Origin of the sequence: Brachybacterium sp. J144 (genome assembly GCF_036321705.1) — a bacterium.
Lineage (GTDB): Bacteria > Actinomycetota > Actinomycetes > Actinomycetales > Dermabacteraceae > Brachybacterium.
Genome location: NZ_JAZDCG010000001.1, coordinates 112,072 through 138,066 on the forward strand (window position 1 = coordinate 112,072; position 25,995 = coordinate 138,066).

Sequence of the window (25,995 nt, forward strand, 5' to 3'; positions counted from 1 at the left end):
ATGACCGAGGAGACCCGCCCCGCCGGAGCCGCCCGGCGGTCGCTCGCCGGACGCCTGCCCGCCTTCCCCTGGGACGCCCTCACCGGTGCGAAGCAGCGGGCCGCCGCCCATCCGGAGGGCCTCGTGGACCTCTCGGTCGGCACCCCCGTCGACCCGACCCCGGCCTCCGTGCAGGCCGCGCTCGCGGCCGCCGCGGACAGCCCCGGCTACCCGCAGACCATCGGCACCCTCGCACTGCGCGCGGCGCTCGTCGACTTCCTGCGCCGCCGCCGCGGGGCGGGGGAGGACCTCACCGCCGACGCGGTGCTGCCCACCGTCGGCTCCAAGGAGCTGGTCGCGCACCTGCCCTTCCAGCTCGGTCTCGGGGCGGGCGATGCGGTGGCCTTCCCGCACATCGCCTATCCCACCTACGACATGGGTGTCCGGTTCGTCGGCGCCGAGCCGCTGCCCGTGGACGTGGCCGCCCTCGCCGCGCACGGCGATGCGGCGCTGCCGGATGCCGCGGCCGTCGACCGGATCCGTCTGCTCTGGCTGAACAGCCCCTCGAACCCGACGGGAGAGGTGCTCTCGGCCGCGCAGCTCGCCGCGGTGGTCGCCTGGGCGCGGGAGCGCGGGATCATCGTCGCCTCCGACGAGTGCTACGCCCTGCTGCCCTGGACCGTCGACGAGGTGCCCTCGGTGCTCGATCCGCGGGTCAACGGCGGCTCCCTCGACGGGCTGCTCTGCGTGTACTCGCTGTCCAAGCAGTCCAATCTCGCCGGCTACCGGGCCGCCTTCGTCGCGGGTGATCCCGCTCTCGTCGGCGAGCTCGTCGCGGTGCGCAAGCAGGCCGGGATGATGCTGCCCGGTCCGATGCAGATCGCCATGACCGCCGCCCTCGGCGACGATGCGGCCGCCGCCGCCCAGCACGAGGTCTACCGCGCCCGCCGCGCCCTCCTCGCCCCCGCGGTCGAGGCGGCGGGGGGCCGGATCCACGGCTCCGAGGCCGGTCTGTACCTGTGGACCACCTTCGGCGAGGAGTCGATGGCGAGCGTCGAACGCCTCGCCTCGGCCGGTGTGCTGGTCGCCCCCGGCATGTTCTATGGTGAGGGGGGAGGGACCTTCGTCCGCATCGCCCTCACCGCCACCGACGAGCGCATCGCCGCCGCCGCACAGCGCCTCGCGCGCCTCTGAACGATCCGACCACGCACAACGGAGAGCCCATGGATCAGCCCACGTCGACCGCCCGCCTCACCCTCGGGGAGAAGTCCCTGGACCTGCCGGTCGTCCCGTCGGTGGAGGGCAACTCCGGCGTCGGGATCGGCCCGCTGCGCAAGGAGACCGGGGACGTGACCTACGACCCCGGTTTCATGAACACCGCCAACGCCAAGTCGGCGATCACCTACATCGACGGCGATGAGGGGATCCTGCGCTACCGCGGCTACCCGATCGAGCAGCTGGCCGAGAGCTCGACCTTCCTCGAGGTGTCCTACCTCCTGATCCACGGCGAGCTGCCCACGCAGGGCCAGCTGGAGAACTTCGTGGCCCAGGTCGAGCGGCGCACCCTGCTCGACGAGCGCTTCCGGCGCATGTTCGACGGCTTCCCCCGCGATGCCCACCCGATGGCGGTGCTGCAGGCGGGCGTTTCGGGCCTGTCGACCTTCTACCAGGACTCGCTGAACCCCTTCGACGAGGAGCAGGTTCGCCTGTCCTCCGTGCGGCTGCTCGCCAAGGTGCCCACCATGGCCGCCTACGCGCACCGCATCGCGCAGGGCCACGCCCTCCTCTACCCGGACAACCGGCTCTCCCTGATCGAGAACTTCCTGCGCCTGACTTTCGGCTTCCCCGTCGAGGAGTACATCGCGGATCCGGTCGTGGTGCGGGCCATGGAGCAGCTGCTGATCCTCCACGCCGATCACGAGCAGAACTGCTCCACCTCGGCGGTGCGCCTGGTCGGCTCCGCGCAGGCGAACCTGTTCACCTCGATCTCCGCCGGCATCGGCGCCCTCTCCGGCCCCGCCCACGGCGGTGCGAACGCCGCCGTGATGGAGATGCTGAACACCATCCGCGACGAGGGCATGGACCCCCGCGACTTCATGGAGAAGGTGAAGAACAAGGAGGACGGCATCCGTCTGATGGGCTTCGGCCACCGGGTCTACAAGAACTACGACCCGCGTGCGAAGTTCGTCAAGAAGATCGCCGACGACGTCCTCGAGCGGCTCGGGGTCCACGACGAGCGCCTCGAGCTGGCGATGAAGCTCGAGGAGATCGCGCTGAAGGACGACTACTTCGTCGAGCGCAAGCTCTACCCGAACGTCGATTTCTACACCGGCATCATCTACAAGGCCATTGGGTTCCCCACCCACATGTTCACGGTCCTGTTCGCGATCGGCCGCCTGCCCGGCTGGATCGCGCAGTGGCAGGAGATGATCCACGATCCCGAGACGAAGATCGGGCGCCCCCGCCAGATCTACATCGGCGAGTCCGAGCGCGACTACGTGCCGATGGAGTCCCGCACCGGCACCACCGAGCTGCGTCTCGAGCAGCTCGCCTCCGAGGTCGAGGCCGAGCGCCGCGCGTACCAGGAGAAGCTCGCGCGCGAGCGTCGCCTGGACCACTGATCCGCTGACCCGACGGGCCCGTCGCATGTCCTGCGAGGACGTGACGGGCGCGACATCGCCGCAGGTCCTCCGCGGGACCAACTGCCCGGGGCGAGACCCTCCCGCGGGCCTACGGTGGAGACATCGCGGAGGGCATCGTCCCGACCGGCCCTCCCGCTCCCGAGGAGGATCGCCATGACGTCAGCCACCACCGATCGCGTCGCCGCCGAGGCCGCCGGAGGTGATGCCTGGGCGGGATTCACCCCCGGCCCGTGGCAGGACGGCATCGACGTGCGCGACTTCATCCAGCGCAACTACGCGCCCTACGAGGGCGATGCCTCCTTCCTCGCCGGCCCCACCGAGAAGACCCTCCGGCTCTGGGACCACCTCGAGCGGACCTATCTCTCGGAGGAGCGGCGGCGCCGCGTCTACGACGTCGACACCGAGACCCCCGCGGACATCGACGCCTTCCCCGCCGGGTACATCAGCGAGGACGACGACGTGATCGTCGGCCTGCAGACCGACGTGCCGCTGAAGCGCGCCATGATGCCCAGCGGCGGCTGGCGCATGGTCGAGACCGCGATCCGGGAGGCGGGCAAGGAACCCGATCCGCGGATCCGGGAGATCTTCACCAAGCACCGCAAGACCCACAACGACGGCGTCTTCGACATCTACACCCCGCGGATCCGCGCCGCCCGCTCGAGCCACATCATCACCGGCCTGCCGGACGCCTACGGCCGCGGCCGCATCATCGGCGACTACCGCCGCCTCGCCCTGTACGGCGCGGACGCCCTGATCGCGGAGAAGAAGACCGCGAAGGACGCCGTCGCGGACCAGGGCTTCTCCGAGCACTGGGCCCGCTACCGCGAGGAGCACTCCGAGCAGATCAAGGCGTTGCAGAAGCTGATCCGCCTCGGCGAGATCTACGGTCTGGACCTGCGTCGCCCCGCGGCGACCGCCCAGGAGGCCGTGCAGTGGACCTACATGGCGTACCTCGCCTCGGTGAAGAGCCAGGACGGCGCCGCGATGTCCATCGGTCGCCTCTCCGGCTTCCTCGACGTGTACTTCCAGCGGGATCTCGCAGCGGGCACCCTCACCGAGTCCGCGGCGCAGGAGATCATCGACGCGCTCGTGATCAAGCTGCGCATCGTCCGCTTCCTGCGCACCATCGACTACGACCAGATCTTCTCCGGCGACCCCTACTGGGCGACCTGGTCCGACGCCGGATTCGCCGAGGACGGTCGACCGCTGGTCACGAAGACGTCGTTCCGGCTGCTGCAGACCCTGCGCAACCTCGGCCCTGCCCCGGAGCCCAACATCACCATCTTCTGGGACCCTGCCCTGCCCGAGGGGTACAAGGAGTTCTGCTCCGCGATCTCCATCGAGACCTCCTCGATCCAGTACGAGTCCGACGCGCAGATCCGCGAGCGCTGGGGTGACGACGCCGCGATCGCCTGCTGCGTCTCCCCGATGCGGGTCGGCAAGCAGATGCAGTTCTTCGGTGCTCGCGTCAACGCCGGCAAGGCCCTGCTGTACGCCCTGAACGGCGGCCGCGACGAGGTCTCCGGCAAGCAGATCACCGAGCCCGGGCTGCACACCCCGATCACGGGCGAGGGACCGCTGGACTTCGACGAGGTCTGGCAGCGCTACGAGGAGATGCTCGACTGGGTGGTCGGCACCTACGTCGAGGCGCTGAACATCATCCACTACAGCCACGACCGCTACGCCTACGAGGCGATCGAGATGGCGCTGCACGACAGCGAGATCGTGCGCACCATGGGCTGCGGCATCGCGGGCCTGTCGATCGTCGCGGACTCCCTCTCCGCGATCCGCTACGCGCAGGTCACCCCGGTGCGGGACGAGACCGGACTGATCGTCGACTACGTGACCGAGGGCGAGTTCCCCCGCTACGGCAACGACGACGACCGCGCCGACGACATCGCGGCGACGATCGTGCACACCGTGATGCAGAAGATCAGCGCGATCCCGATGTACCGCGACGCGATCCCCACGCAGTCGGTGCTGACGATCACCTCGAACGTCGTCTACGGGAAGGCCACCGGGTCCTTCCCCTCGGGGCACCGGGCGGGGACGCCCTTCTCCCCGGGGGCGAACCCGGAGAACGGCGCCGACACCCACGGGATGGTCGCCTCGATGCTGTCGGTCGGCAAGCTCGACTACCAGGACGCCCTCGACGGCATCTCGCTGACCAACACCATCACCCCGCAGGGGCTCGGCCGCACCAAGGATGAGCAGGTCGCCAACCTCGTCGGCATCCTCGATGCTGGCTTCCTCATCGACCAGGACTGACGGATCCACCCGGACCGACGGGACCTCCCCATCGGCCGACCGCACCCACCACCCCGCACACCCCGAGGAGACACCGATGAGCACCCCCACCTTCGACAGCCGCCTGGCGTCCATGCGCGCGAACCGCGCCCGGAACAACGCCGAGTCCGGCCTGTTCCACGCCAACATCAACGTGCTCAACAAGGACACGCTGATCGACGCGATGGAGCACCCGGAGAACTACCCGAACCTGACCGTCCGCGTCTCCGGCTACGCGGTGAACTTCGTGAAGCTCACCCGCGAGCAGCAGCTCGACGTCCTGGACCGCACCTTCCACCAGGGGGCCTGACCCCGCCATGACCGACATCGCTCTCCCCGCGGTGCCCGCCCCGACCGTGCCCCGTCGCCACGGGGCCGGGCTCGACGGCGTGGCCGCCGCGGACCTCGACCGCGCCGAGCGCCTCCGGGCAATCCGCGCGGGAGAGGTCGCCTCGGTCCACTCCTGGGAGCTGGTCACCGCCGTCGACGGTCCCGGTACCCGGCTGACGGTGTTCTTCGCCGGCTGCCCGCTGCGCTGCGTCTACTGCCACAACCCCGACACCATGGAGCGGCGCCGCGGCGAGGAGGTCGAGGTCTCCGAGCTGATCCGCAAGGTCCGCCGCTACCGGCCCGTGTTCCGCTCCACCGGCGGGGGGATCACCCTCTCCGGCGGGGAGGTGCTGATGCAGCCCGCCGCCGCGGCGCGGGTGCTGCACGCGGCCCGCGAGATGGGGGTGCACACCGCGATCGACACCTCCGGCTATCTCGGCGCCGCCGCCTCCGACGCGATGCTCGAGGACGTCGACCTGGTGCTGCTGGACGTCAAGTCCGGCAGTGAGGAGGCGTACCGGGCGCTGACCGGCCGCTCCCTGCAGCCGACGATCGACTTCGGGGACCGGCTCGCCGCGCGCGGCACCGCCCGGGTGTGGATCCGCTTCGTGGTCGTCCCCGGATGGACCGACGACGTCGAGAACGTCGAGCGGGTCGCGGACATCGTCGAGCGCTGGTCCGCGGTCGTGGACCGCGTCGAGGTGCTGCCCTTCCACAACATGGGCCAGGACAAGTGGGACAGCCTCGGCATGGAGTACCGGCTCCGGGATGTCGCCCCGCCGTCCGCCGAGGTGGTCGAGCGGGTCCGCGAGCAGTTCCGTGACCGTGGGCTCACGGTCTTCTGAGCCCGGGGGCGCCCCGGACTGCTCCGGACGCCTCAGCCGCCGGCGACCAGCACCACCACTCGCTCGGTGTCGCCGCCGTCGGCGTCCGCCCATCGCGCGGCCTGCTCGCCCCGCACCGCGCGATCCCAGACCCGACCCTGAAAGCTGACCTGCACCACGGCGTCGTCGGCCGCGCGGGCCACGGCCCAGTTCGCGAGCGCCCAGCCGAGCGTCTCGTCGCCGCCGACGTCGATCACCAGCGCGGTGGACCCTGCCCCGCCGGGCACCTGCGGCGCCGACTCGGCCGCGCCCGCGAGAGCCGTCGTGATCCGGCCCGCGTCGGTCAGGCGCGGGAACTGCCGGGCGATCTCGGCACGGACCTGCTCGGGGGAGACGGTCGCCCCGACATCCTCGAGGGAGCAGACCAGGTTCGCCCCGGACTGCCCGGTGAGCGCGGAGGCGTACAGCCGCCCCTCGGTCTCGTGGTCCCGGTACGCCTCCGGGAAGCCGCTGCGCTGCACCTCCTGGGCCACGTCGTTGATGTCGCCCTGCGTATAGCCCTCGACCTGCTCGAGCGCGTCGTAGAAGGCGTTGGTGGAGTAGATCGGATCCATGATCTCCTCCTCCGAGCCCCACCCCTGCGAGGGCCGTTGCTGGAACAGCCCCAGCGAGTCGCGGTCGCCGTGGTCGATGTTCTGCAGGCGCGACTCCTGATAGGCCGTCGCGAGCGCGATCGACGCCGCGCGCGGCGGCATGCCCCGGTCCACGGCGATCGCGCTGATCAGCGCGGCGTTCGCGACGCGGTCGGTGGTGTAGCGGTGGCTGGTCCCGAGGCCGGTGGCGACGCAGGTCCCGGCGTGGGCGGGGGAGCCGTAGCGCTCGAGCGCGAGATAGGAGCCGCCGGCGATCCCGCCCAGCAGCAGCACCATCACCAGGGGGATCGCGAGGTGACGCGTCGCGGAGCGCGCGGGGCGGGCGCGATGCGTCACCTCGGATCCCTTCGGGTGGTGCGGGCGGGAACTGTCAGTTGGCGTGCAGCGCCTCGTTGAGGGCGACGGTCTGCCCGGCCCGGGCGACGACCTCGACCGCACCGGTCAGCGAGTTGCGGCGGAAGAGCAGGTTCGGCACGCCGGAGAGCTCACGGGCCTTGACCACGTGCGGCTCGACGCCGGCCTCGCCGACCACCGTGACCTTGGTGCCGGCGGTGACGTACAGCCCCGCCTCGACCACGCAGTCGTCGCCGAGGGCGATGCCGATCCCGGCCTCCGCGCCGATCAGCGAGCGGCGGCCGATGCGGACCCGCTCGGTGCCGCCGCCGGAGAGAGTGCCCATCGTGGAAGCGCCGCCGCCCACGTCGGAGCCGTCCTCGACAATGACGCCCTGGGAGATGCGGCCCTCGATCATCGAGGTGCCGAGGGTGCCGGCGTTGAAGTTCACGAAGCCCTCGTGCATCACCGTGGTGCCCTCGGCGAGGTGGGCGCCCAGGCGCACGCGGTCCGCGTCGCCGATGCGCACACCGGCGGGCAGCACGTAGTCGACCATGCGCGGGAACTTGTCGACCGAGAACACCGTCGGGGTGCGTCCCGCCGCGATCAGGCGCAGGCGGGTCTCCTCGAAGCCGGTCACCGCGCAGGGACCCTCGGAGGTCCACACCACGTTGGTGAGCGCTCCGAACAGGCCGTCGAGGTTCTGGGCGTTGGGCTGCACGAGCCGGTGGGAGAGCAGGTGCAGGCGCAGATAGGCGTCGGCCGCATCGGCCGGGGCGGCGGTGAGGTCGATCGCGCGGACCACGACTTCCTGGGTGGTGGCGCGCACCTCGTCCTGGGTCGCGGCGGCGGCGAGCTGCGCGTGGAGGGGGTGGGCCGCGGGATCCGCGGGCGCCTCGCCGAGCTGCGGAGCCGGGTACCAGGCGTCCAGGGTCGAGCCGTCGGCGGCCAGCGTGGCCAGACCGATGCCCCACGCGTGGGTGGCGGGAGCGGTCGTCGGGGCGGAGGTGTCCGTCGTCGAAGAAGTCATGGGGCGAGTCTACGGAGCGGTCCCGAGAAGGAGCCGGGGGAGTCCGACGGGCGGGGCGAAGGACACACGAGGGCCGGGGACATGGTGCACCGCGACGTGCCGGAGGTCGGCGCCGCCGCGCCGCTCACACCGCCGGCGTCGCACTGCCCGAGGTCGCGGAGCCGACCCACTCGATCGCGCGGGCCCGGCGCACGACCCGCTCGAGCCGTCGGCCGTTCAGATGGCTCCACAGCGCCGCGGCGGCGATGAGCACCGCTCCGCCGACGAGTGCGGCGAGGGAGGAGGTCAGCAGGTCGCTCTCGCCGACGGCGAGCAGCGCGATCAGCAGCACCGCCGCCCCGGCGACGAGGGCCAGCACCCCGGCCGCGAGCAGCAGCGCGGGGCCCAGAGCGCGCAGGATCGCCGGTCCGGCCGATTCGCGCTGCGGCCCGATCGCCATCGGCAGGCCGCGGCCCAGCTGGCCCGGACGGTCCACGGCCCAGTCCAGCAGCGCCCGGTCCCGGCGGCGGGTCGCCACCGACCCGACGACCGCGGCCACCAGCAGCGACAGCGCCGCCCCGCCGACGAGCCACGCCAGCTCCTCCGGGTACGCCGAGAGGGTGAGCGCCGACGCCCGGTCGCGGGGCCACGCATCGAGAACGGCGACGGACGCCAGGAGGCCGAGCGCCGTGAGCAGGAGCAGTCCCTCGAGGACCCGCCAGGGGGTCTGCCGCGCGGCACGCTGCGCCGCGGCGGCCAACTCCAGCTCCTCGACCAGCGCCTCGTGGTCCTCCTCGAGCGCGACCCGACGCTCATCGGCCAGGCGCTCCGCGAACTCCTCGGGCCCCGGTCCGCTGCGCAGGGAGCGGGCGTAGCGGGAGCGCTGCGCCGGGGTCAGCCAGGCCGTGAGCACGGCGGCATCGGCCAGCGCCCGCTCCTCCGGCAGCGGCGTCGACTCGGCGATCGCCCGGATCCGCGCGAGCTGACGGCCGCCCATCAGCCGCGGCATCTCCGAGGAGACGGCACGGGGCAGATGGCGGGGCGGCGGCGCGGTCGACATGCGTCCATGGTCCCAGAACCCGTCGGCCGACGGTGCCCGACACGAGTCGGACCACCGCACAGGGCATCGCATACTGGGAGGATGACCGATCGCTCCGAGCCCCTGCGCACCCTCGCCGTCGTCGGCGCCGGTCCCCGCGGCACGGCGATCGTCGAACGGCTCGTCGCCGCCTCCCGCACCGGGTCCTGGCAAGGGCCGCTCACCGTCCACGTGATCGATCCGCTCGTGGGGCGCGGGGGAGCGGTGTGGCGTCATGACCAGCCCGAGGTGCTGCTCATGAACACCACCACCTGCCAGACCACGCTCTACCCCGATGCGAGCTGCCATCCCCAGCTCCCCGCCGCGCACCGGGACACCCTCGCCGACCATCTCGCCGCCGAGGGATACGCCCCCACCGACTTCGCCTCGCGCGCCGCCCACGGGCGATACCTCGCCGCCGTCCTCGAGCGCGCGATCGCCGATGCCGACCCGGAGCGGCTGCGGATCGTCCCGCACGCCGCCGAGGCGGTCGACGTCACCGGGCCCGCCGACGGTCCCCAGCGGGTGCGGCTCGATGACGGGAGGGTGCTGCGCGTCGACGCCGTCGCCCTGGCGCTCGGCCACCTCGCGACCGCCCTCGGCCCCCGCTCCCAGCAGCTCGCCGACGCCGCCGAGCGCCACGGCCTGCTGCACCTCGGCCCCGCCAACCCGCTCGAGGTCGACTACGCCGCGATGCTCGGCCGCGGGGCCGTCGCGGTGCAGGGGATGGGGCTGAACTTCTACGACGCGATCGGCATGCTCACCTCCGTGGCGGGCGGCCGCTTCGTGCCGGACGACGAGGCTCCCTCGGGCCTCCGTTACCTGCCCGGCGGCGGCGAGCCGCTGCTCGTGGTCGGCTCCCGCTCGGGGATGGTCTACCGCCCGAAGCCCGATCTCGGCACCGAGCTGCCGGCCCCCTACGCGCCCGAGGTCCTCACCCCCGAGCGGGTGCTCGAGCTCGCCGTGCGCCCCGCCGGCGTGGACCACGAGCGCGAGGTCATGCCGCTGATCCTCGCCGAGCTGCGCCGCGCGCTCGCCGGGGCGGGATTCGCCGAGCTCGCCCGCGACGAGGCCCTGCTCCCGCTGCTGTTCCCCTTCGGCCGCCGCGGCGGGGACGCCCGCGCCGCCGAGGACGCGCACCGCCGCACCCGCGACGTGCTGCGGGAGGCGCTGCGCGCCGCAACCGCCCCGGACCCCGCGTGGGTGCTCGTATATCGCGTGCTGATCGCGATGCGGGTGCAGGTCAATCGGCTGATCGACCTCGGTGCCTATACGACCGAGTCGGTGCGCCGCGACATCGACGGCCACCTCCGCAACGCCTTCGCCTCCTGGGCCTCGGGACCGCCCGTGCTCCGCGCCCGCCAGGTGCTCGCCCTCGAGGAGGCGGGGCTCGTGCGCTTCGTCGGCCCGCGGATGCACCTCGACATCGACGAGGCCGCGGGACGCTACGCCGTGCGCGGCGCGGAGGGTGCGAGCCTGCTCTGCGACGGCGTGCTCGAGGCGCACCTGCCGCCCGTGGACCTCCCCGCCTACCGCAGCCCCCTGCTCGGCGCCTGGCGCGAGCGGGGCGAGGCGCAGAAGGACTCCTGGGCGTCCCGCGGCAGCCGCACCCGTATGCTCACCGGCTCGATCGCCGTCGACGGCCTGTACACCCCCGTCGGCACCGACGGCACCGTCTACGAACGGCGCCTCATGGTGGGCGTGCCCGTCTCCACCGCGCAGCCCGGATCCGCGATCACCGCCGAGCCGGGGACCTCCGCCCAGCTGCTGCGCCACGCCGAGGCGGTCGCGCTGCGCCTCGCCCGGGCCGGAGGTGCCTGGACCGCGGAGTGAGCGGTCGGGTGCGGGAGGGAGCCCGACGTGAGCGGCACCTGCCCGCCGCCGCGGCGCCCGTCGGCCGTGGCACCATGGCCGCCATGAGCACGAGCGACGCCCCCGCCCTGGACCCCACCGCCCCGATCGCGGATCTCACCGCCGCGATCGTCGACATCGAGTCGGTCTCCGGGAACGAGCGCGCCCTCGCCGACGCGATCGAGCAGACGCTCCTCCATCGCGCCCCGCACCTCGAGGTGCTCCGCGACGGCGACACCGTGATCGCCCGCACCGACCGCGGACTCCCGCAGCGCGTGCTGCTCGCCGGGCACCTCGACACCGTCCCCCTCGCCGGCAACCTCCCCTCCCGTCGCCGGGTGCGGGAGGGGCGCGAGGAGCTGTGGGGGCGCGGCAGCTGCGACATGAAGGGCGGGGTCGCCGTGCTGCTGGCCCTGGCCGTCGAGGCCGACGCCGCCCCCATGGATCTCACCTGGATCTTCTACGACCACGAGGAGGTCGCCGCGGCCGACAACTCCCTCACCCGCCTCGCGGCCGAGCGGCCCGAGCTGCTCGAGGCCGACTTCGCGATCCTCGGCGAGCCGACCTCCGCCGGCGTCGAGGGCGGCTGCAAGGGCACCATGAAGCTCGAGGTCACGGCGCGCGGCATCGCCGCCCACTCCGCCCGGGACTGGGTGGGGGACAACGCCATCCACCATCTCGCTCCCGTCCTCGAGCGGCTCGCCGCCTACGGGGCGCGCCGCGCCGTGATCGACGGGCTCGAGTACCGCGAGTGCCTGAACGCCGTCGCGATCAGCGGCGGCATCGCCGGGAACGTCATCCCGGACCGGGCGAGCGCCACCCTGAACTACCGCTTCGCCCCGGACACCTCCGTCGAGCAGGCCGAGGCGCACGTGCGTGAGGTCCTGGCCGGCCTCGACCTCGACATCGAGGTGACCGACGCCGCGCCCGGCGCCCTGCCCGGTCTCGACACCGCCCCGGCCCGCGCCTTCCTCGCCGCCCTCGGCGCGGACGTCCCGGTCGCTGCGAAGCAGGGCTGGACCGACGTCTCCCGCTTCGCCGCCCTCGGCACGCCCGCGGTCAACTTCGGCCCTGGGGACCCGCTGCTCGCCCACACCGACGACGAGCACGTCCCGGTCGCGGACCTCGAGGCGGCCCTCGCGGGATTGCGGAGGTTCCTCGCACCGTCGGCCCCGGCGACTACGCTCGACGCATGAGCACCCCGACGTCCTCGACCCCCGACAGCGCCGCCCCGACCCCGGACAGCGCCGCGCTGCGCGACCGCGAGCATCGCAAGGGGCCGGTCACCCTGCGCGGGGCCCAGCGCCCTACCCGCACCACCGACCAGCGCCTGCTCGAGGAGGACGGCCCCGGCGACTGGGTCCACTCCGACCCCTGGCGGGTGCTGCGCATTCAGTCCGAGTTCGTCGAAGGCTTCGGGGCTCTCGCCGAGCTGGGCCCGGCCGTGTCCATCTTCGGCTCCGCGCGTCTCCCCCCCGGGCACCCGCATTACGAGCTGGCCCGGGAGATCGCCGCCGGCATCGTGGAGATGGGCTACGCGGTGATCACCGGTGGCGGCCCCGGCATCATGGAGGCCGGGAACCGCGGCGCCAAGGAAGCGGGCGGCGTCTCCGTCGGCCTCGGCATCGAGCTGCCGCACGAGCAGGGGATGAACCAGTACGTCGACCTCGGCGTCGACTTCCGCTACTTCTTCGCCCGCAAGACCATGTTCGTCAAGTACTCCAGCGGCTTCGTCGTCATGCCCGGCGGTTACGGCACCTTCGACGAGCTCTTCGAGGCCCTGTGCCTCATGCAGACCCACAAGGTCGAGATGTTCCCCGTGGTGCTCGTCGGCCGCGCCTACTGGCAGGGGCTGCTCGACTGGCTGCGCAGCGCCGTGCTGGACGAGGCCACCATCAACCCCGAGGACATCGACCTGCTGCGCGTGGTGGACACCGCGGAGGAAGCCCTCGCGGTGCTGCGGGAGGCGGCGCAGCGGTGACCGCCGCGAGCCCGATGGTGCTCCTGCTGCTGCTCGTCGCAGTGGTCGTCGGCGTGGTCCTGGTGCTGGTCGCGCTGGGCCGGATCGGGGGCGGGATCGAGCTCCCGCGAAGGCGTCACCGGGCACGGCGCTCCAGAAGGTCCGAGGACCTGAGATAATGGACACCGTACCCGCGCTGTCCGAGGCCCCGTCCGGGGGAGCACCTCGGGGCAGCGACACATCAAGGAGGCACGCCATGGCCGCTATGAAGCCGCGCACCGGAGACGGTCCGCTCGAGGTCGTCGAGGAAGGTCGCAGCATCATCATGCGCGTCCCGCTCGAGGGGGGCGGCCGTCTGGTCGTCGAGATCTCGGCAGCGGAGGCCGAGGAGCTGCGTGACGCCCTCGGCGGCGTCATCAAGGCCTGATCCACGGCATCAGCCGCTCTCGGGGCCTCGCACCGCACGGTGCGAGGCCTCGTTGCTGTGTCGGGGTGGGGTGCGTCGCGGGCGGGGCGGGGCGGGGGTGCCGCGGGCAGGGGGCGCGCCCCAACCCGTCAGGTCACCGGAGAGTCGCGCCCGCCGCCATCTCCCGCCCGATCACGGGAAACCCCGCAGACTTGGGCTTATCGGCGCCGGATAAGCCCAAGTCTGTGGGGCTAACCGGAGGCGCGAGGGGGTGGCGACCTCGGGGCTGCGAGGGGAAAGGGGCGCGACGGGCGCGAGGGCGGGGGAAAGGGCCCTCAGGGGCGGAGCACGGCGGCGAGCACGCCGTCGCCGCTGCTGGTCAGCACGCTGACCAGGTCCTCGCACTCCGAGACGGCGCGGAGCAGCTCGCGGACCGCGCGCGTCGAGGCGTCGCGGGCCGCCGGATCCGCGACCCGGTCGTGGAAGAGGGCGTGCGGCACGACGAGCACGCCGCCAGGGCGCAGCAGCCGACGCGCATGCTGCAGCAGATCCAGGGAATGCGGTGCCTGGGCGGGGAAGCACACCAGGTCGTAGGCGTGGTCGGTCAGCCGGCCCACCACCTCGCGGGGCTGCCCCGCGATCGTGCGCACGCGGGGAGTGCGCACCCGGGCCTCGGAGAAGGCCTCCCGGGCGGCGCGCTGGTTCTCGACCTCGGGATCGATGGTGGTCAGCACCCCGTCGGGATGCATCCCGGAGAGCAGGTAGAGCGAGCCGACGCCGCTGCCGGTGCCGATCTCCACGGCGGTGCGGGCCTGCACCGCGGCGGCCAGCATGCGCATCAGCGCGCCCGCCCCGGGCAGGACGGGGGCGGCGCCGAGCTCGTTGCCGCGGTCGCGCGCCCGAGCGAGCACGCCCTCGTCGGCGAACAGGGACGCCTCGTCGAGGAACTCCTCGCCATGGGCCCAGCTGGCCACCTTTCCGGACGACATCCGCGCTCCCTCTCCGTCGCTGCTCCTGACCGGCCAACTGTACGACAGAGCCTGGGACCGGCCTACTGCTCCCGGTGCAATAATGGCACCGCTAATCGTCGGACCCGATCAACAGGTGGAGCATGGGCGGCACAGGATTCATGGGACTGGGCGGGTGGGAGCTCGTCATCCTGCTGATCGTGTTCCTGCTCTTCGTGGGTCCGCAACGGCTCCCCGAGGTCACACGGCAGCTCGTCACCTGGGTCCGCCAGGCCCGTCGCTGGGTCGACGACTCCCGAGCCACGGTCGAGGACGAGATGGGCATCGCCATCGACGACCTGCGCAAGTACGACCCGCGCCAGTACGATCCCCGCCGCATCATCCGCGAGGCCTGGGGCGATACCTCCCTCGAGGACATCGTGCCCAGCAAGGAGGCGCTCAGCGTCGCCGCCGGCGGTGCCGCCGCGGGCGCGGCCGCCTCCCGGTCCAAGAGCTCCACGAAGGACAAGAAGAAGGACGAGGGGCCCAAGCGCGCCCCCTTCGATCCCGAGGCCACCTGAGTCGGCCGACGCGCCTGAGCCCGTGGCCACCTGAGCCGGCCGACGACGCCGGTCTCCAGGGACCGTCCGTCGGGTCCGTCCGCCGGGACCGTCAGCTCCGGGTGACCGACAGTGGCAGCTTCATCCCGCCCAGTCCGCGCGGTGCCCGGGTGAGCGAGCGGGCGACCTCCCGCAACGCGGTCGCCGCGGGGGAGTCCGGATCCGAGACCACGAGCGGCACGCCCTGGTCCGCGCCCTCGCGGAGGGCGGGCTCGAGCGGGATCCGCCCCAGCACCTGCACGGGATGCTTCACGGCACCGGCGAGGGTCGCGGCGACCCGGTCCCCGCCGCCCGTACCGAAGACGTCCATCACGCTGCCGTCGGGCAGGGCGAGTCCGGCCATGTTCTCCACGACGCCGGCGACCTCCTGCTCGGTCGAGGTGGCGAGGGAGCCGACGCGCTCGGCGACCGAGGCCGCGGAATGCTGCGGGGTGGTCACCACCAGCATCTTCGCCCCGGGCAGCAGCTGCGCGACCGAGATCGCGACATCGCCCGTGCCGGGCGGCAGGTCCAGCAGCAGTACGTCGAGATCGCCCCAGAAGACATCGGAGGCGAACTGCTCGATCGCCCGGTGCATCTTCGGTCCGCGCCAGACGACGGCCTGGCCCTCCGGCACGAACATGCCGATGCTCATCACCGCGACGCCATGGGCCTGCGGCGGCATCAGCAGGTCGGAGACCTTCGTCGGCTGCTCGGTGATCCCGAACATCCCCGGCATCGAGAAGCCGTGGATGTCGGCGTCGATGACGCCGACGCGCAGACCGTCGGCGGCCATCGCCGCCGCGAGGTTCGCGGTCACCGTCGACTTCCCGACACCGCCCTTGCCGGAGGAGACGGCGTAGATGCGGGTGAGGTTCCCGGGCTGGTTGAAGGGGATCTGGCGTCGGCCCTGGCGCAGCCTCTCGGTCAGGGCGCGTCGCTGTTCCTCGGTCATCGCCGAGGTGGAGACCTCGACGCGGGTCAGCCCGGGAACGGTCGCGGTGGCCTCGGCGGTGTCCCGCTCGATGCGGTCCCGCATGGGGCAGCCCTCGATGGTCACGAGCACCTCGACGCGCGCGACGCCTTCGGCATCGACCGTCACCTCGTCGACCATGCCCAGCTCGGTGATGGGCCTGTGGATCTCGGGGTCGATCACCCCGGTGAGCGCCTCGTGGATCTGCGCGACCCGGGGGTCGACGTCCGCGTGCTCCGTGCTGGTCATCGGGTCTCGGGCTCCTCGGGGGCGGGGGTCGGGGTGGTGTCGGGGCTGACGGCGGAGCCGCCGCCCGCGAGCGCGGCGGCGAGCTCCTCGCGCACCATGGCGCGCAGCAGTTCCAGGTCGGGCGCGGCGAGGGCGGGCGTCTGCGTGTTCTCGCGGTCCGCCGCGGCACCCCGGCCGGAGGCACCGCTGCGGGCGCCGGGCTTCTCCTCGGGCTCGAGCTCCTCGAGCAGATCCCGCAGCTCGCCGCGCACGAAGTCGCGGGTCGCGACGTCGTTCAGGGCCAGGCGCAGGCCCGCGATCTCACGGGTGATGAAGTCGGTGGTGGCGTGATTGCGCTCGTTGGACTGTCGATCCTGCTCGACCTGCACGCGGTCGCGGTCGTCCTGGCGGTTCTGTGCGAGCAGCAGCAGCGGTGCGGCGTAGGAGGCCTGCAGGGACAGGATCAGCGTGAGCAGGGTGAAGTTCAGCGCCCGCGGATCGAACTGCGCCGACTCCGGCGCGAGCGAGTTCCAGGTGAGCCAGACGGCGCAGAAGACCGTCATCGCGACGAGGAAGGCGGGGGTGCCCATCGCGCGGGCGAAGGCCTCCGCCCCGCGACCGAAGGCGTCCCCGGAGAGGGGATTGCGCGGCAGCAGACGGCGGTTGCGGGGCGCCGGGTCGTCGAGGTTCCCCGAGGAGTGCTCGGCCATCATCCCTCCCCCTCCCGGCTGTCACGGGCGGTGGCCCGCGCGATCTCGGACAGGTCGATCTGCCCGGTGATGGGGCGCGGCTCGTCTTCCTCGCGCCAGTCCTCGGGCAGGACGTGGTCGAGCACGTCGTCGACCGTCACCGCGCCGAGCAGGCGCCCGTCGTCGTCGATCACGGGGATCGAGACCAGGTTGTAGGTCGCCATCTCGCGCGTGACCTCGGAGAGGTGGGCGGAGGGGGCGACCGCGACCTTGTCCGCGTCGAGCAGGTCGCCGACCGCGCGGTCGGGTCGCTCGCGCAGCAGCTGCTGGAAGTGGACGATGCCCAGCAGCTTCCCCGTCGGCGTCTCGAGCGGGGAGCGGCACACGTGCACCGTCGAGGCGAGCGCGGCGTGCAGCTGCTCGCGGCTGATCATCGCCAGGCAGGTCGCGACGGGCGTCTCGGGGGAGACGACCAGCGGCTCGGTGGTCATCATGCCGCCCGCGGTGTACTCGTCGTACGCCAGCAGGCGACGGACGTCCTCCGCCTCCTCGGGCTCCATCAGGTCCAGCAGCTCCGAGGCGACCTGCTCGGGCAGCTCCTGGACGAGGTCCGCGGCGTCGTCGGGGTCCATCACGTCGAGCACGTCGGCGGCGCGGGTCGCGTCCAGACCCGTGACCACCTCGACGCGCACGTCCTCCGGCAGCTCCTCGAGCACGTCGGCGAGGCGCTCGTCGGACAGCTCCGCGGCGAGCTCGATGCGCCGCTTCGCCTCGAGCTCCTGGATGACCTCGGCGAGGTCGGCGGGGTTCAGCTCCTGATAGGACGCGGCGAGCAGATGCGCGGACTGCTCGGCCTGCGTGCCGTACAGCCCGGTCACCTGATCCGGCCTGACCGTGAGGGTCGCGCCGCGGCTGACCAGTCGCGACAGGGAGCCTCCCTTGGCGCGGCGGCGGACGTGCAGGCGCGAGACCTCCCAGTCGCGATGACGGTTCTGGTCCAGCGCGATGTCCAGCACCGTCGACTCGCCGCTGCCGTCGGTCAGGGTCACCACGCGGTCCAGCAGGTCGCCGATCACGAGCAGCTCGCCGGCCCGCTTCTCGAAGCGGCGCACGTTGAGCACCCCGGTCGAGATCACCTGCCCGGGGGAGATGGAGGTGACGCGGGTGATGGGGAGGAACACGCGGCGCTTGGCCGCGACCTCGACGACGAATCCCACCGCGCGCGCCGGGGCCCGGTTCTGGGGCACCACGACGACGTCGCGCACGGTCGCCACCGCGTCCCCGATCGGGTCGAAGACGGAGGTGCCGGCGAGGCGGGCGGCGTAGAAGCGCGGCGTCTGGGTGGTGCTCACCTGCCCAGGGTAGCCATCCAGGCCTCCACGTCGTCGGCGCGGCGGGGCGCCGCGGCCGAGAGGTTCTCCACTCCGTCGGCGGTCACCAGCACGTCGTCCTCGATGCGCACGCCGATGCCGCGCAGCTCGTCGGGCACGAGCAGGTCGTTCTCCTTGAAGTAGAGGCCCGGCTCGATGGTGAAGACCATGCCCTCGACCAGCTCCGCGTCGAGGTACATCTCCCGCCGCGCCTGCGCGCAGTCGTGCACGTCCATGCCGAGGTGGTGGCTCGTGCCGTGCACCATCCAGCGGCGGTGCCACTGGCCTTCGGGGGCGAGGGACTCCGCGGCGGTGCCGGGCAGCAGGCCCCACTCCTCGAGGTGGCGGGCCACGACCTCCATCGCGGTCGCGTGCAGGTCGCGGAACTTCAGGCCGGGTCGGGCGACGGCGAAGACGGCGTCGGCCGCCTCGAGCACCGCCTCGTAGACCTTCCGCTGGGCGGGGGAGAAGGTGCCGGAGACCGGGAGGGTGCGGGTGACGTCGGCCGTGTACAGCGAGTCGACCTCGACCCCGGCGTCGACCAGGACCAGGTCCTCCGGGCGCACCTGCCCGTCATTGCGGATCCAGTGCAGGGTGCAGGCGTGGTCGCCCGCGGCGGCGATGGTGTCGTAGCCGACGCCGTTGCCGTCGGCCCGCGCGGTGTGGGCGAAGACGCCTTCGATGACCCGCTCGCCGCGCGCATGCGCGACGGCCTCGGGGAGATGCGCGACGACCTGCTCGAAGCCGCGGATCGTGGCGTCGACGGCGGCCCGCATCTGTTCGATCTCGTAGGCGTCCTTGACCAGGCGCTGCTCGCTCGCGGCCTCCTTCAGCGCGGAGTGCTCGGCCTGCGCCTCGTCCCCGCCGGGCAGCCCGTTCTGGGTGCGGATCTCCTCGACCATCGCCTCGACGGCCGCGTCGACACCGGGCATCACCGTGAGGGAGAGCTGGGCGCCGACGTCCTTCGCGAGGTGATCGCGCAGCTCGTCGATGTGGCGCACTTCGACGCCGAGACGACCGGAGGCCTCCTCGACGGTGAGGCGGCGCCCCACCCACATCTCCCCATAGCGGGAGTCCGCGTAGAACTCGCTCGAGTCGAAGCCCGCGCGGGGGCGGAAGAAGTAGGTCGCCCGGGCGGTGTCCGGATCCTCCGGCGAGGGTTCGACCACGAGTACGCTGTCGGGCTCCTCATCGGTGCCGAGGCCGCTGTAGTAGGCGAAGGCGGTGTCGGGGCGGAAGGGGTAGTCGGTGTCGTTCGAGCGCACCTTGAGCACCCCGGCGGGGAGCACCAGGCGGGTCGCTGGCAGGCGGCGCACGAGTGCATCGCGACGTGCCGGGGTGTGGGCCGACGCGGCCAGCGGCTCCGCCGCGGGGACCGTCTCGTCCCAGCCGGAGGCGATGAACTCGCGGAACGCCTCGTTGGTGGGGCGCTGCGAGCGCGAGTCACCGCGGGAGGAGAGGTCCTTGGCCGCGCTCCCGGAGGCCTCCGGGGTCGAGGGGTCCTGCGGGGTCGGGGTGTCCTGCGGGGTCGAGGTGTCCATCCCCCGATCGTCTCACGCGGCCCACTACGCTGGGTGCATGAGAGACAGGTCAGCCCTCGAGGACGCGGAGCGCATCGACCTGCACACCCACACCTCCTGGTCCGACGGCACCTGCACCGTCGCCGAGCTGCTCGCGCGGGCCGCGGAGGCGGGTCTGGGGACGATCGCGGTGACCGATCACGACACCGTCGGGTGCTGGGGCGAGATCCCGGCGGCCAGCGCGGCGAGCGGCGTCTCGGTGGTGCCCGGCATCGAGGTCTCCGCCGAGCACCAGGGGCTCAGCGTGCACGTGCTCGCCCTGCTCGTCGACCCCTCGCCGGACACCGAGCTCGCGCACGAGATGGCCCGCGCCCGCCGCAGCCGCGTCGAGCGGGCGCAGCGGATGGTCGAGCTGATCGGACGCGACCACCCCATCGCCTGGAAAGACGTCCGCGCGCAGGCGGCCGACGGGGACACGGTGATCGGTCGCCCCCACATCGCCGACGCCCTCGTCGCCCACGGCGTGCTCCCGGACCGCTCCGCGGCGTTCCGCGAGATCCTCCATCCGAGCGGCCCCTACTACGTGCCCTACTACGCACCCTCCCCGGCGACCGCGGTGCGGGCCATCCGCGAGGCGGGCGGGGTCGCGATCGCGGCGCATCCCGCGTCGGGGACAAGGGACGCCGAGGTGCCCGCGTCGGTGCTGGAGGACATGATCGGCGCCGGGCTCGCGGGCATCGAGGTCGATCACCGGGAGCACGACGAGCCGGAGCGGCGGCGACTGGGGGAGTTCGCCCGGTCTCAAGGGCTCCTCGTGACCGGCGGCAGCGATTACCATGGCGCGGGCAAACCCAACCGGCTCGGAGAGAACCTCACGCAGCCGGACGTCCTGGCCGCGATCATCCGTCGCGCCACGAGCAGCACCGAGGTCATCCGTCCATGGACCTGGTCGACCTGAGCTTCCTCGCGGGAGTCTTCGTCACCCTCTTCGTCATCATCGACCCTCCGGGGACGATCCCGATCTTCCTGTCGCTGACCGGCAGCATGACCGCGAAGCAGCGGTCCCGTGCCGCCCTGGTCGCCGTGGGCGTCGCGATGCTGATCATCAGCACCTTCGCGCTGTTCGGCCGATTCATCCTCGACTACATGCACATCTCGCTGCCGGCGCTGCAGTTCTCCGGCGGTCTCCTGCTGCTGATCATCGCGCTGCAGCTGCTGGCCGGCAAGGAGGGGGAGATGGCCGCGAGCGACGGCGTCAACGTCGCCCTCGTGCCGCTGGGGACGCCGCTGCTCGGCGGTCCCGGCGCGATCGTGGCGATGATGCTCTTCGTCGACCAGACCGGCGGCCGCTCCGACCGCATCGCGGCGCTCGTGATCGCGCTCGTGCTCATGGCCGTGGTCATGTACTCGGTGATGCGCTTCTCCGGCATCATCGCGCGGCTGCTCGGCAAGGGCGGCGTCACCCTCGTCACCCGGATCGCGGGCGTGCTGCTGGCCGCGATCTCGACGCAGATGATCTTCGACGCCGTCCACTCGTTCCTCATCGGCTGGGGCGTCGTCCCCGGCTGAACGATCGGGCAGGGTACGACACCCGCCGACGAGCGAGGGCCCGGGGCGCGTGATTTGTGGGTCGGGGGCTTTCGGGTCTTTTCTGGGGGGGGCCCGCAGGAGGGTGAGGTCAGGAACCGGGAGGGTCGTTCCCCGTGCCCTCGTGGATCTGCCGGGAGGCGGGGTCAGCCCTCGGAGGAGGACTGCTGCTCGCCGCCTCCGGTCGCCCCGTCGCCGCCGCGGCTCCGGCTGCGACTGCGGCCGCCGCGCGACCGACGCCGACGGGGACGCTCGCCGTCGGACTCGGGGCCGGAGCCCTCGCCGCCCGCGGCGCGCGAGGAACCCTCGACCGAGGCATCGCCCTGCTGCTCCACGACCTCGCCGTTCACGCGGCGGGTGCGGGAGCGGGAGCGGCTGCGACGCGGACGATCCTCACCCGTGGACTCGGCCGAGGCGGTGCCTCCCGTGCCGTCGGCGTCGGCGGGACGTGCGGAGTCCCGGGACTGCGAGCGCTCGGACCGGCCGCCGCGGCCGCCGGACCCCTCGCCGCGACCGGACCGTTCACCCCGGCCGGACCGCTCTCCGCGACCGGAGCGCTCGCCCCGCTCGCCGCGACCGGAACGCTCGCGCCGCGCCTCGGGACCGCCGAGGTCCTCGAGCTCCTCCGCCTCCAGACCCGCGCGCGTCCGCTTGTCCTTCGGCAGGGTGCCCTTGGCCTCGGTGGGGATGTCGAGATCGGTGAACAGATGCTCGGAGGTGGAGTAGGTCTCGACCGCCTCGGTCGACTCGAGCCCCAGCTGCCGCGCAATGAGAGCCCAGCGCGCCAGGTCCTCCCAGTCCACGAAAGTGATGGCGGTGCCCTTGCGGCCCGCACGACCGGTACGGCCGGTGCGGTGCAGATAGGTCTTGTCGTCGTCGGGGCAGTTCCAGTTCACGACGTGGGTGACGTCGTCGACGTCGATGCCGCGGGCGGCCACATCGGTCGCGACCAGCACGTCCACCTTGCCGTTGCGGAAGGCGCGCAGCGCCTGCTCGCGCGCCCCCTGGCCGAGGTCGCCGTGCAGCGGGGCGGCCGCGAAGCCGCGCTCGGCGAGATCCGCGGCGACGCGGTCGGCCTGGCGCTTGGTGCGCATGAAGATGATGGTCAGTCCACGGCCGCGCGCCTGCAGCACCCGGGCCATCACCTCGATCTTGTCGAGCTGGTGCGCCCGGTAGACGACCTGGGTGATGTCCGCCTTGGTGCGCGAGACGTCACCGGGATCATGCGCCCGGATGTGCGTGGGCTGGCGCATGAACCGGCGGGCGAGAGCCATGATCGGGCCCGGCATCGTGGCCGAGAACAGCATGGTCTGGCGGGTGGTGGGCACGGCCTGGAGCAGCTTCTCGATGTCCTCGAGGAAGCCCAGGTCGAGCATCTCGTCGGCCTCGTCGAGCACCGCGACCTTGACCTGCGAGAGGTCGAGGTACTTCTGGCGCATGAGGTCGATCAGGCGACCGGGGGTGCCGACCACCACCTCGACACCCTTCTCGAGGGCCTCGATCTGCGGCTCGTAGGCGCGGCCGCCGTAGACGGTGAGGATGCGGACGGGGCGCTTCGTGGACGCGGCCTGCAGATCTTCGGCCACCTGGACCGCGAGCTCGCGGGTGGGGAGCACGATGAGGGCCTGCGGGGCGCCGATGCGACGGTTCTCGGGGTTGTCCTCCCCGGGCGCCACCACGGACTGGAGGGCCGGGATGCCGAAGCCGAGCGTCTTGCCCGTGCCCGTCTTGGCCTGGCCGATGATGTCGCGGCCGCGCAGCGCGACCGGGAGGGTCAGCGACTGGATCGGGAAGGGATGGATGATCCCCTTGGCGGCGAGGGCCTCGACGATGTCGGGGCGGACCGCGAAGTCGGAGAAGGTCTGCGGGACCTCGACGACGGGGGTGCCGGAGCTCTGCTCGACGGCGGGGGAGGCCGACTCGGCCTCGTCGGTGTGCGGGATGGTTTCGGGCACCGTTCAACTCTCTGGATATCGGATGTGCCCTGCCATGGTAGCCCCCGGCCCCTGACGGGCCCCCGTGATCAACCCCCGCCGCCGTCGCTGACCGAGGGCAGGGGGCTCTCCGGGTCCGTCGGCGTGACGCGCTCCTCGTCGGGGAGCCCCTGGCCCGGTTCGACCTCCTGCTCGGACGGGATCGGCTCCGCGGGGGTCTCAGCACCCTCCGGGACCTCGAGCGCGGGAGTCTCCTCGGGCATCTGGGTGCGCTCGATCGAGACCGACACCAGGCCGAGGCCGCCCATGGTGATGTCGTCGTAGGCGAGGAGCCGGCCGGTGGTCGAGTCGAAGTACAGCATCCGCGCGGTCAGCTCGAGCGGCTCCTCGCCCTGCAGCACGGGGGACACGCCGCCCGAGGCGAGCGCACCGCCCGTGGAGCCGACGGTGAACCAGTCGGTGCCCGAGCCCTCGCGGTCCAGCTCCACCTTCGAGGTGTGCATGTGCCCGGAGAGCACCAGCGGCGCGCGGCCCAGCAGGCCGTCCGGCTCGGTGGGATCGTGGATCAGGGCGATGTCTACGGGGTCCTCGGGATGCGCCGCGTCGTAGGCGGTGATGGTCTCGCCGAGCTGGAAGCCGCTCGCCGAGACCGCGTCCTTGCCCTCGCGCCAGCCGCCGGCGTCGGAGTCGTCGTCCGCGGCGAAGCGCGGATCGCCGATGCCCGCGATGGTCAGCCCCTCGATCTCGACCACTTGGTTGTCCAGGACGGTCGCATTGGGCTGGGCGGCGATCATCTCGGCCGCGGCCTGCCCGTCGTGGTTGCCGCTGATGTACACGTAGGGCACGTCGAGGGTGCCGATCTCGCGCAGCAGCTCGTTCTCCCAGGGTGTGCCCCAGGAGACGATGTCGCCCGTGTCGATCACCAGGTCGATCGCGAACTGGGTGTGTAGCTGCTCGATGACGTCGTACGCCTGCGGGTTGTCGTGGATGTCGGAGACGTGCAGCACCGTGGTGACGTTCTCCGCGTCGAGCCCGACGGGCAGCGAGTCCGCGGCGATGTACAGCGCCGAGACCTGGCCGACGAACTCCGCGATCGTGTTCCGGTAGTTCGCGTAGTCCGCCGCGGTCGCCTCGCCGAGGTCCGCGACATAAGCGGCCTGGGAGAGCAGCCCCTCGAAGCGGGGCTGGCTGAGGGACTCCGGGGAGAAGGTCAGGCTCGTGGTCAGTGCCGAGGCGGCGACGACCGCGGCGGCGCCGCCGGCGGAGGCCACGGCGCGGCGCACCCGACGGAAGGTGAGGCCGACGGCGAGACCGGCGCCCGCGGCGCAGAACAGGGCGTTCAGCGCCGCGTTCACGGCGGCCGCGGAGGTGATCGCCTCCGGGGCGGTGCGGCTGAGCTCGGCGAGGCCGGCGTCGGAGGTGAAGAGGGCCTCGGCCGCGGCCACGTCGACGCTCTCCACACGCGCCTCGACCCGCACCGGTGCGCGGTGGGTGTCGAAGGCGACCTCGCCCACGGGCGGCAGGAGCAGGACGGTCTCGGCGTGCAGCGAGGGGCGCATGTGCACGCTCGCGGTGAGCGGGCCCACCTCGACCTTCGTCGCGGGGACCAGCAGGATCCCGACGATCGCGCCGAGCACCGCGATGAGGGCGGTCGTCGTCCCCTGGAGCAGACGACGGCGCCGCCGACGGCGCCTCGTGCGGAGCGCCGCGACCTCGTCGTCGACGGCAGCGGTCACGGCAGGGTCAGCCGAGGAAGCCGACGCGGCGGGGCTCCTCGGAGGAGAGCTCCACGTAGGCGACCTTCGCGCCGGGGACCAGCACGGTGCGACCCTTGTCGTCCACCAGGGTGACCGGGGTGCCGTCGCGCAGAGCGGCGGAGAGGCGCTCGAGAAGCTCCTCGGAGCCCTCCGCGGACTCGATCACGATCTCGCGGGCGGAGTGCTGGATGCCGAGGCGAATCTCCATGGTGGGTCCTTCCCTCCGCCGCGGGGGCGGGGTAGTCCGGTGCTGTGCGTGCGGGAGTCTAGCGGTCAGGGCTGGGCGGTGACGGGGGCGTCTCCCGCCCGGGAGGAGCCGTCGGCTGCGAGCACCGTCCCGGCCACCTGCGGATGCTCGAGCGGCGCGAAGCCGGTCAGGCCGTGCAGCATCGCGGAGGTCATCACCTCGAGGATCTCCTCCCGCTCGGGCTCGCCGGAGGCGGCGTGGAGCATCACGGCGGTGGATTGCGCGGCGGCGAGGATGCTGCGGCCCAGGATCCGCGCTCGCGCATCGGAGATCTCGCGGGTGACCATGAGCAGGCTCGCGAGCTCGATCGACAGGGAGTCCAGGACCTGTGTGACCCGCTCCTGCACGGTCGCGGGGACCGGCTCCGAGCCGGTGAACAGGCGCACCGCATTCTGCAGCGAGACGAAGCGGTAGAAGAGCTCGAGGCCGAAGCGGACCCGCTCCACCGAGCCGCCCTCGACCTCCCGCACGGTCTGGACCTCGCTCATCATGCGCTCGGCGATGATGTCCAGGACCTCCGCGTACAGCGTCTCCTTGGAGGTGAAGTGCTGGTAGAGCACGGGCTTGGTGACCCCCGCCGTGTGGGCGATGTCGTCCATCGAGGTGCGCTGGTACCCCTTCTCGCCGAAGACCCGGGTGGCCAGCTCGAGCAACTGGGCGCGGCGCTGCGCACGAGGCATGCGAGGGGTGGACGGCGAGGACATGACGGCCGCCTCCGATCCTGGATAGACCTGTCCGGGTGACCCGGATCATGGTACCGCCACGGGACGCGTCCCCCGGCGTCATCGGTCGG

Annotated in this window: 24 protein-coding genes and 1 pseudogene; 13 read left to right on the plus strand and 12 right to left on the minus strand. The window is 72.5% G+C overall.

Translation table 11 applies throughout. From position 1 onward, the window contains the following. The 5 genes and pseudogenes from dapC to pflA all read left to right on the plus strand — a co-directional run bounded on the left by dapC (position 1) and on the right by pflA (position 6,082). Complete coding sequence (dapC, locus tag V1260_RS00505) at positions 1-1,173, plus strand: succinyldiaminopimelate transaminase (RefSeq protein ID WP_329744831.1); 1,173 nt, start codon at positions 1-3, stop codon at positions 1,171-1,173. Between the two features lie 29 nt (positions 1,174-1,202). Further along, positions 1,203-2,600, plus strand: coding sequence for a citrate synthase (locus tag V1260_RS00510; protein WP_329744832.1), 1,398 nt, complete (start codon positions 1,203-1,205; stop codon positions 2,598-2,600). Between the two features lie 174 nt (positions 2,601-2,774). Beyond that, entirely contained in the window at positions 2,775-4,889 is a 2,115-nt protein-coding gene (locus V1260_RS00515; RefSeq protein WP_329744833.1) for a pyruvate formate lyase family protein, read from the plus strand. 145 nt (positions 4,890-5,034) lie between these two features. Then, a pseudogene (locus V1260_RS00520) lies at positions 5,035-5,217 on the plus strand (glycine radical domain-containing protein); the annotation flags it as partial. Between the two features lie 7 nt (positions 5,218-5,224). Further along, the gene (gene pflA, locus V1260_RS00525) at positions 5,225-6,082 is read left to right on the plus strand and encodes a pyruvate formate-lyase-activating protein (protein WP_329744835.1); all 858 of its coding nucleotides are present in this window, start codon (positions 5,225-5,227) and stop codon (positions 6,080-6,082) included. Between the two features lie 32 nt (positions 6,083-6,114). Here the strand turns inward: pflA and V1260_RS00530 are convergent, their stop codons facing one another. The 3 genes from V1260_RS00530 to V1260_RS00540 all read right to left on the minus strand — a co-directional run bounded on the left by V1260_RS00530 (position 6,115) and on the right by V1260_RS00540 (position 9,116). After that, positions 6,115-6,990: a hypothetical protein gene (locus V1260_RS00530; RefSeq protein ID WP_442878104.1), complete on the minus strand. Its 876-nt coding sequence runs from the start codon at positions 6,988-6,990 to the stop codon at positions 6,115-6,117. 94 nt (positions 6,991-7,084) lie between these two features. Next, positions 7,085-8,077: a 2,3,4,5-tetrahydropyridine-2,6-dicarboxylate N-succinyltransferase gene (dapD, locus tag V1260_RS00535; RefSeq protein WP_329744837.1), complete on the minus strand. Its 993-nt coding sequence runs from the start codon at positions 8,075-8,077 to the stop codon at positions 7,085-7,087. A 124-nt stretch (positions 8,078-8,201) separates the two neighbouring features. Further along, positions 8,202-9,116, minus strand: a complete 915-nt coding sequence (locus V1260_RS00540) for a hypothetical protein (RefSeq protein ID WP_329744838.1) — start codon at positions 9,114-9,116, stop codon at positions 8,202-8,204. An 81-nt stretch (positions 9,117-9,197) separates the two neighbouring features. Here V1260_RS00540 and V1260_RS00545 point away from each other — a divergent pair, with 81 nt between their 5' ends. The 5 genes from V1260_RS00545 (at position 9,198) to V1260_RS00565 (ending at position 13,372) form a co-directional block, all read left to right on the plus strand. Further along, positions 9,198-10,967: an FAD/NAD(P)-binding protein gene (locus tag V1260_RS00545; protein WP_329744839.1), complete on the plus strand. Its 1,770-nt coding sequence runs from the start codon at positions 9,198-9,200 to the stop codon at positions 10,965-10,967. A gap of 83 nt (positions 10,968-11,050) precedes the next feature. Further along, positions 11,051-12,181 (plus strand): succinyl-diaminopimelate desuccinylase, encoded by a 1,131-nt coding sequence (gene dapE / locus V1260_RS00550; RefSeq protein ID WP_329744840.1) that lies wholly within the window; start codon positions 11,051-11,053, stop codon positions 12,179-12,181. Then, on the plus strand, positions 12,178-12,966 hold the full coding sequence (locus tag V1260_RS00555; RefSeq protein WP_329744841.1) for a TIGR00730 family Rossman fold protein: 789 nt from the start codon (positions 12,178-12,180) through the stop codon (positions 12,964-12,966). The genes dapE and V1260_RS00555 overlap by 4 nt, the downstream gene beginning before the upstream one ends. Further along, a complete protein-coding gene (locus V1260_RS00560; RefSeq protein ID WP_329744842.1) occupies positions 12,963-13,124 on the plus strand; it encodes a hypothetical protein in 162 nt (53 codons plus the stop codon). The genes V1260_RS00555 and V1260_RS00560 overlap by 4 nt, the downstream gene beginning before the upstream one ends. A 77-nt stretch (positions 13,125-13,201) precedes the next feature. Beyond that, positions 13,202-13,372 (plus strand): DUF3117 domain-containing protein, encoded by a 171-nt coding sequence (locus tag V1260_RS00565; RefSeq protein ID WP_329744843.1) that lies wholly within the window; start codon positions 13,202-13,204, stop codon positions 13,370-13,372. Between the two features lie 314 nt (positions 13,373-13,686). Here V1260_RS00565 and V1260_RS00570 read toward each other — a convergent pair whose 3' ends face one another. After that, positions 13,687-14,340 carry an O-methyltransferase gene (locus V1260_RS00570; protein WP_329744844.1) on the minus strand — a complete coding sequence of 218 codons (654 nt, stop codon included), beginning with the start codon at positions 14,338-14,340 and terminating at the stop codon, positions 13,687-13,689. Between the two features lie 122 nt (positions 14,341-14,462). Here V1260_RS00570 and V1260_RS00575 point away from each other — a divergent pair, with 122 nt between their 5' ends. Continuing rightward, entirely contained in the window at positions 14,463-14,879 is a 417-nt protein-coding gene (locus V1260_RS00575) for a twin-arginine translocase TatA/TatE family subunit (protein ID WP_329744845.1), read from the plus strand. Positions 14,880-14,970: 91 nt separating this feature from the next. Here V1260_RS00575 and V1260_RS00580 read toward each other — a convergent pair whose 3' ends face one another. The 4 genes from V1260_RS00580 to V1260_RS00595 are packed head-to-tail and all read right to left on the minus strand — an operon-like array spanning position 14,971 to position 19,698. After that, positions 14,971-16,119, minus strand: coding sequence for an Mrp/NBP35 family ATP-binding protein (locus tag V1260_RS00580; RefSeq protein ID WP_329744846.1), 1,149 nt, complete (start codon positions 16,117-16,119; stop codon positions 14,971-14,973). Continuing rightward, positions 16,116-16,808: a DUF1003 domain-containing protein gene (locus V1260_RS00585; protein WP_329744847.1), complete on the minus strand. Its 693-nt coding sequence runs from the start codon at positions 16,806-16,808 to the stop codon at positions 16,116-16,118. The genes V1260_RS00580 and V1260_RS00585 overlap by 4 nt, the downstream gene beginning before the upstream one ends. Further along, positions 16,808-18,139, minus strand: coding sequence for a magnesium transporter MgtE N-terminal domain-containing protein (locus V1260_RS00590; protein WP_329744848.1), 1,332 nt, complete (start codon positions 18,137-18,139; stop codon positions 16,808-16,810). The genes V1260_RS00585 and V1260_RS00590 overlap by 1 nt, the downstream gene beginning before the upstream one ends. Beyond that, the gene (locus tag V1260_RS00595) at positions 18,136-19,698 is read right to left on the minus strand and encodes an aminopeptidase P family protein (RefSeq protein WP_329744849.1); all 1,563 of its coding nucleotides are present in this window, start codon (positions 19,696-19,698) and stop codon (positions 18,136-18,138) included. The genes V1260_RS00590 and V1260_RS00595 overlap by 4 nt, the downstream gene beginning before the upstream one ends. Before the next feature lie 37 nt (positions 19,699-19,735). On the opposite strand from V1260_RS00595, the gene V1260_RS00600 reads away from it, so the two are divergent. Next, positions 19,736-20,635, plus strand: a complete 900-nt coding sequence (locus V1260_RS00600; protein ID WP_329744850.1) for a PHP domain-containing protein — start codon at positions 19,736-19,738, stop codon at positions 20,633-20,635. Further along, complete coding sequence (locus V1260_RS00605) at positions 20,617-21,246, plus strand: MarC family protein (RefSeq protein WP_329744851.1); 630 nt, start codon at positions 20,617-20,619, stop codon at positions 21,244-21,246. Before V1260_RS00600 ends, V1260_RS00605 begins: the two co-directional genes overlap by 19 nt. A 164-nt stretch (positions 21,247-21,410) precedes the next feature. Here the strand turns inward: V1260_RS00605 and V1260_RS00610 are convergent, their stop codons facing one another. From V1260_RS00610 to V1260_RS00625, 4 genes are all read right to left on the minus strand, one after another. Further along, positions 21,411-23,219 carry a DEAD/DEAH box helicase gene (locus V1260_RS00610; protein ID WP_329744852.1) on the minus strand — a complete coding sequence of 603 codons (1,809 nt, stop codon included), beginning with the start codon at positions 23,217-23,219 and terminating at the stop codon, positions 21,411-21,413. A 68-nt stretch (positions 23,220-23,287) separates the two neighbouring features. Next, positions 23,288-24,934 (minus strand): metallophosphoesterase family protein, encoded by a 1,647-nt coding sequence (locus V1260_RS00615; protein ID WP_329744853.1) that lies wholly within the window; start codon positions 24,932-24,934, stop codon positions 23,288-23,290. Positions 24,935-24,941: 7 nt separating this feature from the next. Then, positions 24,942-25,163, minus strand: coding sequence for a DUF3107 domain-containing protein (locus V1260_RS00620; RefSeq protein ID WP_329744854.1), 222 nt, complete (start codon positions 25,161-25,163; stop codon positions 24,942-24,944). A gap of 65 nt (positions 25,164-25,228) precedes the next feature. After that, positions 25,229-25,882, minus strand: a complete 654-nt coding sequence (locus tag V1260_RS00625; protein ID WP_329744855.1) for a TetR/AcrR family transcriptional regulator — start codon at positions 25,880-25,882, stop codon at positions 25,229-25,231. Positions 25,883-25,995 lie beyond the last annotated feature (113 nt).

Bases quoted from the DNA above. Each gene is read 5' to 3' on its own strand.
- pflA (WP_329744835.1), top strand. From the start codon at position 5,225: ATGACCGACATCGCTCTCCCCGCGGTGCCCGCCCCGACCGTGCCCCGT.
- V1260_RS00620 (WP_329744854.1), bottom strand. From the start codon at position 25,163: ATGGAGATTCGCCTCGGCATCCAGCACTCCGCCCGCGAGATCGTGATC.
- V1260_RS00570 (WP_329744844.1), bottom strand. From the start codon at position 14,340: ATGTCGTCCGGAAAGGTGGCCAGCTGGGCCCATGGCGAGGAGTTCCTC.
- V1260_RS00530 (WP_442878104.1), bottom strand. From the start codon at position 6,990: ATGGTGCTGCTGCTGGGCGGGATCGCCGGCGGCTCCTATCTCGCGCTC.
- V1260_RS00600 (WP_329744850.1), top strand. From the start codon at position 19,736: ATGAGAGACAGGTCAGCCCTCGAGGACGCGGAGCGCATCGACCTGCAC.
- V1260_RS00555 (WP_329744841.1), top strand. From the start codon at position 12,178: ATGAGCACCCCGACGTCCTCGACCCCCGACAGCGCCGCCCCGACCCCG.
- V1260_RS00565 (WP_329744843.1), top strand. From the start codon at position 13,202: ATGGCCGCTATGAAGCCGCGCACCGGAGACGGTCCGCTCGAGGTCGTC.
- V1260_RS00510 (WP_329744832.1), top strand. From the start codon at position 1,203: ATGGATCAGCCCACGTCGACCGCCCGCCTCACCCTCGGGGAGAAGTCC.
- V1260_RS00545 (WP_329744839.1), top strand. From the start codon at position 9,198: ATGACCGATCGCTCCGAGCCCCTGCGCACCCTCGCCGTCGTCGGCGCC.
- V1260_RS00575 (WP_329744845.1), top strand. From the start codon at position 14,463: ATGGGCGGCACAGGATTCATGGGACTGGGCGGGTGGGAGCTCGTCATC.
- dapC (WP_329744831.1), top strand. From the start codon at position 1: ATGACCGAGGAGACCCGCCCCGCCGGAGCCGCCCGGCGGTCGCTCGCC.
- V1260_RS00515 (WP_329744833.1), top strand. From the start codon at position 2,775: ATGACGTCAGCCACCACCGATCGCGTCGCCGCCGAGGCCGCCGGAGGT.
- dapE (WP_329744840.1), top strand. From the start codon at position 11,051: ATGAGCACGAGCGACGCCCCCGCCCTGGACCCCACCGCCCCGATCGCG.
- dapD (WP_329744837.1), bottom strand. From the start codon at position 8,077: ATGACTTCTTCGACGACGGACACCTCCGCCCCGACGACCGCTCCCGCC.
- V1260_RS00625 (WP_329744855.1), bottom strand. From the start codon at position 25,882: ATGCCTCGTGCGCAGCGCCGCGCCCAGTTGCTCGAGCTGGCCACCCGG.
- V1260_RS00540 (WP_329744838.1), bottom strand. From the start codon at position 9,116: ATGTCGACCGCGCCGCCGCCCCGCCATCTGCCCCGTGCCGTCTCCTCG.
- V1260_RS00580 (WP_329744846.1), bottom strand. From the start codon at position 16,119: ATGACCAGCACGGAGCACGCGGACGTCGACCCCCGGGTCGCGCAGATC.
- V1260_RS00585 (WP_329744847.1), bottom strand. From the start codon at position 16,808: ATGGCCGAGCACTCCTCGGGGAACCTCGACGACCCGGCGCCCCGCAAC.
- V1260_RS00595 (WP_329744849.1), bottom strand. From the start codon at position 19,698: ATGGACACCTCGACCCCGCAGGACACCCCGACCCCGCAGGACCCCTCG.
- V1260_RS00605 (WP_329744851.1), top strand. From the start codon at position 20,617: ATGGACCTGGTCGACCTGAGCTTCCTCGCGGGAGTCTTCGTCACCCTC.